11 protein-coding genes and 1 pseudogene are annotated in these 12,737 nt (G+C 72.0%); 5 read left to right on the top strand and 7 right to left on the bottom strand.

Annotated elements, in window-relative coordinates:
* Together AB0E62_RS30205 and AB0E62_RS30200 are read left to right on the top strand one after the other, a co-directional pair.
* On the top strand, positions 1-1,371 hold the full coding sequence (locus tag AB0E62_RS30205) for an FtsX-like permease family protein (protein WP_362200884.1): 1,371 nt from the start codon (positions 1-3) through the stop codon (positions 1,369-1,371).
* Positions 1,358-2,665 carry a sensor domain-containing protein gene (locus AB0E62_RS30200; protein ID WP_362200753.1) on the top strand — a complete coding sequence of 436 codons (1,308 nt, stop codon included), beginning with the start codon at positions 1,358-1,360 and terminating at the stop codon, positions 2,663-2,665. Before AB0E62_RS30205 ends, AB0E62_RS30200 begins: the two co-directional genes overlap by 14 nt.
* Before the next feature lie 4 nt (positions 2,666-2,669).
* Here the strand turns inward: AB0E62_RS30200 and AB0E62_RS30195 are convergent, their stop codons facing one another.
* Together AB0E62_RS30195 and AB0E62_RS30190 are read right to left on the bottom strand one after the other, a co-directional pair.
* Entirely contained in the window at positions 2,670-3,335 is a 666-nt protein-coding gene (locus AB0E62_RS30195; protein WP_362200750.1) for a response regulator transcription factor, read from the bottom strand.
* 103 nt (positions 3,336-3,438) lie between these two features.
* Positions 3,439-4,890, bottom strand: coding sequence for a radical SAM protein (locus AB0E62_RS30190; RefSeq protein ID WP_362200747.1), 1,452 nt, complete (start codon positions 4,888-4,890; stop codon positions 3,439-3,441).
* A gap of 494 nt (positions 4,891-5,384) precedes the next feature.
* Here AB0E62_RS30190 and AB0E62_RS30185 point away from each other — a divergent pair, with 494 nt between their 5' ends.
* Together AB0E62_RS30185 and AB0E62_RS30180 are read left to right on the top strand one after the other, a co-directional pair.
* Positions 5,385-6,623 (top strand): MFS transporter, encoded by a 1,239-nt coding sequence (locus AB0E62_RS30185; RefSeq protein WP_362200744.1) that lies wholly within the window; start codon positions 5,385-5,387, stop codon positions 6,621-6,623.
* A gap of 137 nt (positions 6,624-6,760) precedes the next feature.
* A complete protein-coding gene (locus tag AB0E62_RS30180) occupies positions 6,761-7,249 on the top strand; it encodes a hypothetical protein (RefSeq protein WP_362200741.1) in 489 nt (162 codons plus the stop codon).
* A gap of 447 nt (positions 7,250-7,696) precedes the next feature.
* Here AB0E62_RS30180 and AB0E62_RS30175 read toward each other — a convergent pair whose 3' ends face one another.
* Entirely contained in the window at positions 7,697-8,167 is a 471-nt protein-coding gene (locus tag AB0E62_RS30175; RefSeq protein WP_362200738.1) for a hypothetical protein, read from the bottom strand.
* 122 nt (positions 8,168-8,289) lie between these two features.
* Positions 8,290-9,606, bottom strand: a pseudogene (locus AB0E62_RS30170) (cytochrome P450).
* A 99-nt stretch (positions 9,607-9,705) separates the two neighbouring features.
* On the opposite strand from AB0E62_RS30170, the gene AB0E62_RS30165 reads away from it, so the two are divergent.
* Positions 9,706-10,101, top strand: coding sequence for an SgcJ/EcaC family oxidoreductase (locus tag AB0E62_RS30165; RefSeq protein WP_362200735.1), 396 nt, complete (start codon positions 9,706-9,708; stop codon positions 10,099-10,101).
* On the opposite strand, the gene AB0E62_RS30160 is transcribed toward AB0E62_RS30165, so the two are convergent.
* The 3 genes from AB0E62_RS30160 to AB0E62_RS30150 all read right to left on the bottom strand — a co-directional run bounded on the left by AB0E62_RS30160 (position 10,102) and on the right by AB0E62_RS30150 (position 12,557).
* Positions 10,102-10,866, bottom strand: a complete 765-nt coding sequence (locus AB0E62_RS30160; RefSeq protein ID WP_362200732.1) for a class I SAM-dependent methyltransferase — start codon at positions 10,864-10,866, stop codon at positions 10,102-10,104.
* Positions 10,867-11,002: 136 nt separating this feature from the next.
* Positions 11,003-11,620, bottom strand: coding sequence for a sigma-70 family RNA polymerase sigma factor (locus AB0E62_RS30155; protein ID WP_362200729.1), 618 nt, complete (start codon positions 11,618-11,620; stop codon positions 11,003-11,005).
* Between the two features lie 199 nt (positions 11,621-11,819).
* Complete coding sequence (locus AB0E62_RS30150) at positions 11,820-12,557, bottom strand: hypothetical protein (protein WP_362200727.1); 738 nt, start codon at positions 12,555-12,557, stop codon at positions 11,820-11,822.
* Positions 12,558-12,737 lie beyond the last annotated feature (180 nt).

Here is a 12,737-nt window from a genome sequence, read left to right as displayed (position 1 = left end):
GTGATCCCGGTCGCCCTCGGGCAGTTGCGCCGGCGCCCGGCCGCCTTCGCCGGTCTGGCGGTCGCGCTGTTCCTCGCCGTCGCCACCGTGACCCTGTTCGGCTCGCTGTTCGCCGCCGATGTCACCACGCCCGCGTCCGCCCGGAAGGCGGCCGGCGAGCCGGGAGTGGCGGTGATCGCCGGCGCCTTCGGTGAGATCGCCGTCCTGGTGGCGTTCTTCGTCGTGGTCAACGCGCTGGGTTTCGCCCTGCGTCAGCAGCACCGCGAGCTGGCCCTGCTGCGCACGGTCGCGGCGACGCCCCGCCAGACCCGGCGGCTGGTACGTGGCCAAGTCCTCATCACCACTGTGCTGGTGGCCGTGCCCGGCTGGGTCGTGGGCGCGGCGGCGGCGCGGCGCTTCCTCGCCGAGCTACGGCGACTCGGGCCGGCGGCGCCGGGCATGCGGGTGCCGGGGACACCGGTACCGATGCTGGTCGCACTGGCTGCCACGCTCGCCGTCGGTCTGGCGGCCTCGGCCGTCGCGGCCCGGCGGATCTCGCGGATCGCTCCCGCTGCCGCCCTCACCGCGAGCTCGACCGAGCACGGGCGGACGGGTGCGCCCCGCCTGCTCGCCGGCGGCGCCGCGCTGGTGGGGGGCTGCCTGCTCCTGCGGCTGGCCGCGACGCGCCCGGCCGCGGAGACGGACGAGGCGGGGCAGGCGGCGTTGCTCGCCGCGCTGGTGCTCCTGGTCGCGGTCGCGCTGACGGGACCGCTCTCCGTACGTCTCCTGGTGGCCGTGCTGGGGGTGCCGGTACGGGCTCTGGCGCCCGGAGCGGGGTGGCTGGCCCACGCCAACCTGTGCGGGTACGCGCGGCGGCTGTCGTCCGCGGTGGTGCCGGTCGCGCTGCTCGTGGGGCTGTCGGGCACCATGTTGATCATGACGAACACCGCCGGGCGCACCGCACGGGCGTCGGCCACCGGCGTCACCTCCGCCACGGACGTCTGGCTGCGCCAGGCCGAGGTGGCGCTGCTGGCCTGCTTCGCCGCCGTCGCCACCGTCAACACCCTGGTGGCCGTGACCGCCGAACGGCGCCGCGAGTTCGCGCTGCTGCGGCTGGCCGGGGCGCACCGGTGGCAGCTGATGCGCATGCTGGCCGTGGAGGCGGCGCTGACCACGGCGGTGGGTGTCCTGCTCGGCGCGGTGGTCGCGGGGGCCGCGTCAGCGGCGTTCAGCAGGGCGTCGACCGGCTCCGTGGTGCCGTCCGTCCCGGTGGCCGCCTGCTGGTACGTGGTCGCGGGCGCGGCGGCACTGACCGTGCCGGCCGTCCTGGCCACCGGTCTGCGGGCGGTTCGCGGTCCGGCGGCGGAACTGGTGAGCGGTGACCGTGACTGAACACGGCGGTGAGCCGGCGGCCGGGGAGGCGGCGGCCGGGGAAGCGGCGCGCCGCACCCCGGCATCCGAGGTGGCCGAGCGGCGACGACACCTGTCCGTCCGGGGCGGCGCATGGCTGTTCGCGGTCGTCGGGCTGCCGCTCGCACTGCTCGGTGGCGTCTACGCGCTCGCCGTCCTCTACGCGGGCGTGCTGCTCTCGCTCACCGTGGTGGGCCTGCCGTTCGTGGTCGCCGCGCTGCTGGGCGCGCGTCGGCTCGGCGCGCCGCACCGGTGGCTGGTCGGACGGTTGCTCGGCGAGCACATCGAGGCGCCGGCCCCACTGCCCCGCCCGCCGGGTGTGTTCGCCCGTGGCCGTGCCGTTCTGACCGATCCGGTCGCCTGGCGGGCCCTGCTCTATCTGGTGCTGCGCCTGCCGCTCGGAGTGCTCGGGTTCGCCGTCGCCGTGGTGCTTCCCCTCGGCTGCGGCTGGCTGGCCGGTTTTCCGCTCTGGGTCCGTCTGTCGGACGGTACGCGGCCGGTCACCTGGCTGGATGCCGCGTCCGTCGTCCTGGGCCTGGTGACGCTGTCCGCGGTGCCCGGCGCGGTCGGGGCGCTGAACGGAGCGAACCGCCGGCTCGCCCGGCTGCTGCTCGGCCCCGTCCATGCCCAGCAGCGTGTCCGGGAGCTGGAGGCCGCCCGTGCCACCCTGCTCGCGGACAACAGCGATCAGCTCCGCCGCCTGGAGCGCGACCTGCACGACGGCACGCAGGCCCGGCTGATCGCCCTGGCCATCACCCTCTCGCTGGCCGAGGACGCGCTCGCCCTCCCCGTCGAGCCGGACGTCGGGCGGTTGCGGACCCTGATGCACCGTGCCCGTGGCCAGACCGACGACGCCATCACCGAACTGCGGCGGCTGACCCGGGGCATCCATCCGGTCGCGCTGGACGGCGGCCTCGGCGAGGCGTTGCCGGGCCTCACCTCCGCCTCGCCGGTGCCGGTCGCCCTGCGCCTGGACCTGAGAGAACGCCCGCACCGAGCGGTCGAACGGGTCGTGTACTTCTGCGCCGCCGAACTCCTCACCAACATCGCCAAGCACAGCGGTGCCCGCTCGGCCGAACTCTCGGTGAGCGCGGCCGCCGGCCGGGTCCGCCTGAGCGTGCGCGACGACGGCTGTGGCGGTGCGGTGCCAGGCGCCGGAACGGGCCTGACCGGTCTGGCCGAGCGGCTCGCGGCGGTGGACGGAGTCCTGCGCGTCGACAGCCCGCCCGGCGGACCCACCCTGGTCGTCGCCGAACTGCCGACGCGGCTGCGGTGAGGGGTCAGCCCGCCGTCTCCGCCAGGTAGTTGAGCACCGCCTTCACCCGCCGGTTGTCGGCGTCCGTCGCCGACAGGCCGAACTTGGTGAAGACGGCGGCGACATGCTTCTCCACCGCCCGCTCCGACACCACCAGCAGTGCGGCGATGGAGCGGTTGGAACGGCCTTGCGCCATCAGCTCCAGCACTTCCCGTTCGCGTGGGGTCAGGGTGTCCACCCGCCTGCGCCGTCCGCCCCGCATCAGCTGGGTGACCACGTCCGGGTCGAGCACCGTGCCTCCGTCGGCCACCCGGTGCAGGGCGTCGACGAACTCGCTGGTGCGGGCGACGCGTTCCTTCAGCAGGTACCCGATGCCCGCGGCGCCGTCCGCCAGCAGCCGGGCGGCCCAGGCCGTCTCCACGTGCTGGGAGAAGACCAGGATGCCGACCTCGGCCGTCCGCGCACGGATCTCGACGGCGGCGCGAATGCCTTCGTCGGTGTGTGTGGGCGGCATGCGGATGTCCACCACCGCGATGTCGGGCCGGTGTGCGGCCACCGCGGCGAGCAGCTCCGGTGCCGTACCGGCGGTGGCCACGACCTCACAGCCGCGGGCGCCGAGCAGTTCGACCATTCCGTCGCGCAGGACGACGGAGTCCTCGGCCAGTACCACGCGCAGGTGCCTGTTGATCACGGTCGTCATTATGGATGCCGAACATGCCGGAGTCCCGTCGGCTGCCGTACCAGCGGTTATCCCTGCGCTGGTCTTGCCGGACGCGGTCGCGTGGACCGTGGTGTCAGGAGCCGGCCGTCTTCAGGCCCGAGATGCGGATCGGCTCGCCGCCCATGTGCTGCCGCGCCCGCCTGTTCTGCTGGTGCAGACGCTCGTAGTACGCGCGATCGAGCTCGATGACGTTCTCCGAGAAGAACATCCAGGACAGGATGTCCCGGTACTTGAAACCGTCCGGTGTCAACTGGACGCGCTCGGCGGGCAGTCGGCACAGCAGTCCGAGTTCTTCGGCCGCGGCGAGCACCGGCTCGAAGAGGTGCGCCTTCTCGCGGTACCCGAAGCGCTCCAGCTCGCGCAGATCCAGGTCGAACGTGTCCAGTACCAGGCGCTTGCGGATGATCTCCTCGTCGTTGAGTATGAAACCGGTCTGCGGGGTCAGTTCGTGATTCCGCGCCTTCGCGATGTAGTCCGCGACTTCGGTGAAGCTGGGTTTCACATTGCCGACCATATAGTCGACCGCGCTGGTGTAGCTGCGTGCGCCGGCTCCGAGTCCCAGCAGCGGAACACCGTGGAAGGTGAGGACCTTCTGCTGGTAACCGCCACGCCCGAGCTTCTTGTAACGGACGTTCGACTCCTGGATGTAGCCCGCTTCACGGAATGCGGAATTGGCGTAGTCGTACCGTTCGTACAGGTCGGGGTTCCACATGTACTGATAGGCGCCGGTCTTGGAGAACCAGGCATCGGGCCGCACGGTCAGGAAGTAGGTGCTGATCGTCTCGGGGGCCAGCGCCACCAGTTCGTCGACCGAATGGCACCAGCTTTCCGGGGTCTGACCGGCGAATCCCATGATGAGGTCGGTGCTCAGGTTGGGCAGGCGCTTGTCCCGGACGATCTCGATCGCCTCCCGGATGACCCGCTCGTTCGCCTGGCCGCGCCCGGCCTCGCGGATCTCCGCCGGCACCAGGGACTGAATGCCGATGTTGGCCCGGGTCAGCCCCATCGAGATGAGGCCTTCGAGTGTGCCGGGTTCCTTGACGATCGAATCGGGGGTGGCCTCGATGGCCACCTCTTCGACGGTGCTGCGCCAGTTGGGGTAGATCTCGTCCAACGTGGCGAAGACCCGCTCGAAGTGACGCAGGCTCAGGAGACTGGGCGTGCCGCCCCCGATGTAGACGGTGCGCAGCCGGCGGCTCTGGATGATCTCCGTGTGGTCCCTGATCTGTGTGCACAGCGCGTCCGTGTACGCGTCGTACACGTCCATGTCTTCGGAAATGACCGTGTACAGATTGCAGAAGCCGCACTTGTAACGGCAGAACGGCACATGCAGATAGAGGTTGAGTTCGGGAACGGAGTGGCGTTTCAGGTCCTCGGCCCAGATGCTCTGGATGTTCCAGGAACCGTTCAGGGGTCGGTAGGCGGACCGCGACGGGTACGCGTAATTGAACGGCGGGATGACGCCCTGGCGGATGTGTCCGGCCAGCTCGTCTCGGATCGTGCTCGTCGTCACACTTTCTGACATGGCTGTGCCTTCCTCAGCTTGCTGTGGGCCCTGTGGTCAGGGCGGTTGCTGTGCTGCGGCGCGACAGGGGAAAGGTGGCCAGGTTTCGCAGCCGGAAAAGGAGTGACGGAAAGAGTTCACCCTTCTGGTGCTCATACCCCCGTGACAACGCTCTGTCGGCGAAGACCCGGCCCGCGCGTTCTTCCCCGCCGCGCCCGCCACGCCGGACAGATGCTGCTGACAGTCAACACACGGACCGCGGTGATCGCGGCACCCACGCAAACGACGAACCCTGTGCGCCACCCCCCTCCCCTTTTTGGCTGATCATCCAATGCGCCTCCAGGAGTTGAGCTAGTACGTTCGCACTCAATCCCCTGACGCGCGCTCAGCGCCGACGTGTTCCTCTACCGTTCGATCCCGGCCGAACTGCCCCTCCGGGGCAGAACGCCGAAAGTCCAGGCACGCACGAGCCGCATCAGGCCACTCCCCCGGCCGCACACCATTCCGGAGAGACCATGCCCGTACGAGCGGGTTTCCGCGCCGTCTTCGCCGTAGCGGGGCCCGCCCTGCCCGCCATCTCGTTCCTGGCCCGCCTGCCCGCGGCGATCTGCCCCACGGCGACCCTGCTGATGCTCACGCGGCTCGACGGCATCGGCCGTGCGGGTGTCACGGCCGGAACGCTGCTGGCGGGGCAGGCACTGAGCGGCCCGCTCCTGGGACGCCTCGCGGACCGGCGCGGTCACCGGCCGGTTGTGCTGGCCGCCTCATTGGCCAACGCGGCCGCCATCACCTTCCTCCTGGCCGCGGTCCTGAACGAATGGTCCGCGGCCACGGCAGCCGTCGCCGCGGCGGGGGTGGGCCTGACGGTGCCCCAGATCGGGCCGCTCTCGCGCAGCCGGTGGATAGCCCTGATCGGTGCTCTGCCCGCCCCCCTCGCCGCGGGGCGCCCGGAGTTGACGGTCCGGGCACTGTCCTTCGACACCACCGTCGACGAGGTCAGCTTCATCGCCGGGCCGGCGCTCGCCGGCATGGCTGTCGTCGCGATCCACCCCGTGGCTCCGATGGTGCTCGCGGGCGCGCTCATCGCGGTGTTCGGCGTGCTGTTCGCACTTCACCCCACCGCCCCGCCGGGCACGCGATCCGCTCGCCACTCGGGCAAGCCGCTGCTGTCACCGGCTCTCGTGGTCCTTCTGCTCATGGCGGTGTTGCAGGGAATGATCTGGGGCAGCGCCAACGCCGGTGTCAGTGCCCTGTCCGACCACCTGGGCGATGCGGGAGCGGCGGGCTTCATCTGGGGTGCGATGGCCGTGACCAGCGCGCTGGCGGGCATCGCCACCACGGTGCGCACCGCCGGGCTCGCCCTGACCACCCGCCTTCGGCTGGCCATCGCGGCCCAGGCGATCCTGCTGCTGCCGCTGCCGGCCGTGGAGGGCTTCGCAGGCGTGACGGTCGTCATCGCCGCGATCGGTCTGGCCGTCGCGCCGCACCTCATCGCCGTGTTCTCCCTGGCCGAACGAGTGGCCCCGCCGCACCGCCTGAGCGAAACCATGGCCCTGTTGGTGAGCGCCCTCATCGGCGGGCAGGGCATGGCCGCGGTCGCCGCGGGTCAGCTGGCCCAGCACTCCGGCTTCCGCTCCGCCTTCCTGCTGACGTGCGGGTGCGGCGCCGCGGCGCTCCTGGTCGCCCTGCTCTTCGTACGGCCCACCGTCTTCACTCCTGCCATCGAACGCGCGACCGCCACGGTGACTGCCTGAGGGTGAGGCTGGGTGGTACCGATCGGATGACACGCCGAGGGCCGTCTGTCACCCCATCAGGTCCCCTATGCGTGACAGCCCACGCGATCACGGCAATCACTCGTAGAGTCGGCCCAGTTGGCGGGAAGGAACCAAAGATGCCCCATGACCTGACCGAGCTGGTGCGTGTCGGCCGTGTGCTGGAGGAAGCACATCGTCTCCTGGAGGGTGAGCGGAAACGTCTGGAGCAACAGCACGGGCGGCGGAGACCGTACGAAGTCACCGCGGGCAGTCCCACGCAGACACTGCGCGGCGCCACGGACCTTGCCGAGTCCATGGCCGCGGGGCTCAAGCAGGTGTCTCTGACCATCGGCTATTCCGTCCTCGGCATGGACGACCGGGCCGACCGCGCACTCAGGGTGGCGCGGATGCAACCGGTGTCCTTCCCGTCCGGCGCGGACCGCATGGCGCGTCCGCTCGGTGAAGACACCGTACGGGCGATGGAGTTGATCCGAGACCTCGGCTTCTTCGACGAGGAGACCTCCATCGCGATCGACGTGGCCCTGGCAGCTCCGCAGGCGACCTATCCCCCAGCCGACTGGGACGCCTACGCACGCGAGCAAGGCGCCCAGTCCGGGCGGGACTGACCGGCAGCCGCCTGCGGTGGTCCGGCGGGCCAGTGGCCCGGCGTGGTACCCGGAGCGGACCCTCAGCTCCCACCCACCCGCCTGGACCCCCAGTGCCGCGACTGGGATCACGCCGACGGGAGGCAGCGCGCGGGGCAAGGAACCGGCCCCGGCGCTGTCCCAGTTCGCCACGACCCACCACAAGGTCAATGGTCGAGCGCGCGCAGCACCAGCCGTCCAACTCCCGCGACCGCACGCCCGATCCACCCGAGCAGTCCTGCCTCCCCGGCCAGCTCGACGGCGTCCGCGGCCACCTCCGTCCCGTCCCGCCGCGAACGGCACGAGGAACATGGCCGAGGCCAACGGCGTCTTGCCTCACCGCACATCTTGCACACCATCATGCCGTCATTCTCGCCCACGCCGGACCCACCCGACCGGGACCACAGGTTGTGTCTCCCTGCCGACGGTTCAGCGCAGACGGGCCCGTTCATCGACGCGATGTGTCGGGGCGCCCAGGAAAACCTCGAGCGAAGCGGGACAGTAGGCGACGTTGAAGGTGTCGAGCCGATACGACCACGGCCCACCCCAGGTGCCCACGAACCGGTAGTTGATCTGCCACTGGACCCATTGGCCAGGGGCGAGCCGGAGCGCCGGTGGGCGCCGGGTGCGCCGGGGCATGCCGAAGACCGTCGTTTCCGGCCGGTGCACTCGCAGCAGGCCGTCCGATTCCCTGAGTCCCAGCCCGGGGTCCGACAGATCGCGCACGCTCGTGTACGGCACGAAGGAGTCCGACTCCCGCAGGGAGACATCGTGCAGCGCCGACGTCAGGCCAGGGGGCAGGCTGAAGGCGATCGGGGCCGCGTTGCGCAGCGCGGCTCGCGTGCCACCCCGTGACACCTTGGTCCACGAGGTGCGCACTCGCTGGACGATGACTCTCATGACCCGATCATCGGGGATCCGGGTGCGGTTCGGCCACACTGCGGCCTCGCCGACGTGAACCCGACGGCCGCCGGGCACGTGCGCAGCGCCGGGCACGGACTCGCCGCGCCCGGTACACCGGCTCAGACCCGTGGGTGCGCGGTCATCCAGATGCCGTCGCGCGCCCACAGGACGAACCGTTCCGTCGGTGTCACCTCGTGCCCCGGTGCGGGGGTGAGGCGCAGGCGTTTGAGGAGGACGGCCAGGATCAGCTGGGCCTCGACCGTGGCCAGAGTGGCGCCCTCTCAGCTGCGGGGGCCGATGCCGAAGGGGATGTACGCGAGCCGGGGCCGCCGGGCCGCCTCCCGCGGCGTGAAGCGTTCGGGGTCGAACCGTTGCGGATCGGGCCAGTGTCCGGGGTTCAGGTGGACCGCCCAGAAGGGGTAGAACACGGTGGTCCCGGCGGGGATCTCGTACGGGCCGATGCGCAGGTCCTCGGTCGTCTCGCGCGCGCCGTACGGGCCGGGCGGGAACAGGCGCATCGACTCTTTGAGCACCATGTCCAGATACGAGAGGTGCCGCAGGTCGCCGTAGTCGGGCGCGGCACGGTCGCCGAGGACCCGGTCCAGTTCGGCGGCGACGCGCTCGGCCACGTGGGGATGGCGGCCCAGCAGGTGCAGTGTCCAGGAGACGGCGACGCCGGTGGTGTGGTGGGCGGCGAGGAGTGTCACCATCACGGTGTCCCGGATGCGTGCCGGACTCTGCCGGGCGTCGATGAGCGCGCCGATCAGGTCGCTGCGGTCGGGACGGCCGTCCGGTCGGTGGGCCGCCACCGCGCGGTCGACCGTGGCGCGCAGGCAGGCGAGGGCCGCGTCGGCCCGCTCGGCCGAGCGCGGGTCGGTCCGCGGCACCTGGTAGAGCCGTCCGAGATGCTCGGTGAGCACTTCTTCGAAGGCGGTGACGACGCGGTCCGCGTCCGTGCCGGTGTCCGCGCCACCGAGCGTGAACTCGCAGATCATGCGGAGCGAGAGGGCGGTCAACTCCTGTTGCAGCTCGACGGGTCCGCCGTCGGCCCGCCCGGCCCAGCGGTCCGCGAGTTCTCGTGCCAGGCCGGTGAAGCGTGCGAAGTGCCGCTCGTGGGCGGGGCGTCCGGCGAGCACGGAGAACAGCAGGCGGCGCCAGGGCGTGTGCTCGTCGGCGGGGAGCACCTGCAGGTTGCCCGCCTCGCACAGCGGGTCCAGGAAGGCGAACAGTTTCCCGGGCCGTTCGTCGAGGTGCGCCGTGGCCTCCAGGAGCAGGGGGTCGGCGATCGACACGGCCTCGCCGGCGCCCGGCAGCTGGAAGCGCACGACCGGTCCGTACGTGTCGTGCAGGTGCAGGGGGTACCGGTGCAGGCCACCGGCGGCGGCGACGGCACGCAGCCCGCCGTCCTCCTGGTGTTCGGGGCCGGGAACGCGCATGGTGGTCCCCTTCTTCTGTGGGGAAACGAGCGGGGCCTCAGGGGACCGAGGGGTGTGGCCCTTGACCTCAAGTCGGCTTGAGGTCTCAGGGTGTACCGCATGAACACCGAGATCACGGACATCGAGGCCATCGAACAGGTGGTGGCCGCCGTCGAGCGCACTCAGCGTGCCAAGGACGTCGAGGGGTTCCTCGCGCTCTTCCATCCCGATGCCCTCTGGACGACCGCCCACGGCAAGGTTCTCATCGGGCGGGACGCGATCGCCGAGTTCACCCGCGCCGTCCTGCCCCACGCGAGCTGGGACGGCGAGGTCACCTACGAGGCGGTGCACACGCAGTTCCTGCGGCCCGGCGTGGCGGCCGTCAAGGTCCGGCAGGTCTACCACTCGGCCCAGGGCGACACGGAAGGTGCCCCGCTGTACGTCATGTCCAGGCGCGAGGACGGGACATGGCTGCTGCACGCCTGCCAGAACACCGAAGTGCGGGTCGATCGGTGATCACCGCGGCGGTGCCTCGACGACGAAGAACAGGAAGCAGGGCTTGGTCGAAAGGTCGTGGAAGCCGTCGGGGAACAGGTCGCGGGCGGCCGGGTCGGGTCGCGGTTCGCTGAGGGCGCGCAGCCGGAAGCCGGCGGTGGTGAAGGCATCGGTCATCGCGTGCAGCGGCTTGCGCCAGAACCTCATCGGGACCGACTGCCCGTCGAGCGTCCACTCGAAGTCGTAGCTGCTGGTCGCGAAGTAGTCGGGCCGTGGGTCCTGGAGGGTGTAGGCCACGACGGGGTGGTCCACCGACGCGATCAGCCGGCCGCCGGGTGCGAGCACTCGCCGGAACTCGGCCAGCGTCGGCCCCCAGTCCTCCAGGTAGTGCAGCACCAGTGACGCGAGCACGTCGTCGAACGCGCCGTCGTCGAACGGCAGGGGCTCGCGCAGATCGGCCAGGCGCAGGGCCGCGTCGTCACCGAGCCGGCGCCTGGCCAGGGCCAGCATCCCGGCGCTGGAGTCGATGCCGGTGACGACGGCACCGCGGTCGCGTAACGCGGCGGACAGGGGGCCCGAGCCGCAGCCCGCGTCCAGGATCCGGCGGCCGGCCACGTCTTCGGCGAGGGCCAGCATCGCGGGCCGCGCGTAGTAGGCGTTCACGAGGCTGTTCTCGGTCTCCGCCGAGTACGCCTCGGCGAAACTGTCGTAGTCGTTCACCCGCTCCGCGGCCGCGGGCCGGGCGGGGCTTTCGGGTACGTCGGCTATGTCGGTGAGGTGTTCCATCGTCGCAGCCTACTGGTCACACGATCGGCCGGACGGGATTCGGGCCCGGGCCCTCCGCCGAGGGAGGGGCCGGGGGGGGTGCCGCCGCCCGGAGCGGGCCGTGGACCGTGGACCGGGCGGCGGCGTGCGCGGGCGGTCAGGCGGCGGCGGGCGCCGGCGCGCGGCGCTCGGCGTCCCGCAGCCATCCGATCAGTGAGCTGCGGGCGCGCGCGACCCGTGAGCGCACCGTGCCCACCGGGCAGCCGCTCACCCCGGCCGCTTCGGCGTAGGGAAGTCCGAGCAGCTGAGTGAGGACGAAGGCCTCACGGCGGTCGTCGGGAAGCGTGTCGAGCAGGTCGGCGAGGGCGATGCCGTCGTCGAAGCCGGGCAGACCGCGTGGCTGGGCCCGTTCGGCGGCCGACTGCCAGTCGTCGGTGCCGGACAGACGGGGGCGGGCGGAGCTGCGGCGGATGCTGTCGATCACCGCGCGGCGGGCGATGGCCAGCAGCCAGGTGCGCGCCGAGGAGCGGCCTTCGAAGCGGTGCAGGCTCCCCAGGGCCCGCAGGAATGTGTCCTGGGTCAGGTCGTCGGCGCTGTGGGGGTCGGCTCCGAGGAACGTCACGTACCGGTGGACGTCCCGGTGCAGGGCGCGGACGAAGAGGTCGACGGCGTCGGGGTCGCCACCGCGGGCGGCGAGTGCCCAGGCCGTGATCGACTCGTCTGCCGGGCCTTGCTCCGATGCGTCGCGCGGTGCGGTCAGGGCAGGAGTGAGCACCTGTTGTGTCTCCTTCTGGGGAGTCCGGGGCCGGTTCTGCGGGCCGGGGCGCGCGGAACGGCGCGAGTGGCACGCGGAGTTGGTGGAACCGGCGGAACCGGTGAAAGGGGTGAGGGCCGGGTACGGGAGTACGCGGCCGTGCCCGGGGCGGGGAGCCGACGGCTCGTGGCTCGTGTGTGCCTCGGGAATCCGGCTGCCGTCAGACGGCAGCGCACCCCTCGGGCGGTCCACGGGAGGTGACCGCACGGGTGAGGAGGAGCCTTCGCAGCGTGCCGTCCGAACGGCCCCGGCGGGCGCCGACGCGTGGCCGGTACGGCGGCACGGGCGGCCGCAGGATGAGGCGCAGCGGGGCGGCGAGCCATCCGGCGAGGGCCCGCAGGACACGGAACGCGGCGCGCTCGCCGTGGGCCAGCCACAGGCCGCACAGCAGGGCGGCCAGCAGGTGGGCGGTGAGCATGCCGCCCGGGGGCATGCCGCCCGTGCCGTGGGCCGCGTGATGCGCGGTCGCCGTGTGGTCCATCGGCCCCATGGAGTGCACGACGCCCGTCATCTGAGGGACCATGGGGGCCATGGGCGCCGGCGTGGCACCGTGCTCCGGACCGGAACCCGGCGGCGCGGCGCACAGCAGGTGGCCGAGCCACTGCCGCAGGAGTGACCGGCCGCCCGAGGTCTCGGGGTGTGCGGCTGCCTGGGCGAACGCGAACGACGCGTGCAGGACGGCCTGCACGGCGACCACGAGGGAGCCGATCCCGATCGGTCCGCGCTCCCGGCCGGCCAGCAGCCAGGCCGTGCCGCCGGTCGTCGTCGCCCCCGCGGCCATGGCCCACCAGGGCACCGCGGTCCCCGACATCATGACGTGGCTCAGGGAGGCGAGCAGCACGCTGACGGCCGCGAACACCGCGGCCCTGAGCGTGCGGGAACACCACCCGGCCCTCATGGCGCCTCATCCTCGCAGTGCGGGGCCTCACCCGTCACACGAGGGTGGGCACGCATCCCGCGGTTCCGGAGGACGGCCCCGGCAGGCGTGGCCCGCCCTGGGAGCGCGGCCCGCCGGGCACCGGTCGGCACTTCGCCCCGCGCGGGAACTCCGCCGCCGCCCGGGACGACCACTGTCCCG

Source organism: Streptomyces sp. NPDC038707 (assembly GCF_040636485.1).
Lineage (GTDB): Bacteria > Actinomycetota > Actinomycetes > Streptomycetales > Streptomycetaceae > Streptomyces.
Note: the sequence above shows the minus strand (reverse complement) of the source record. Positions and strands in the feature narration are given on the sequence as shown.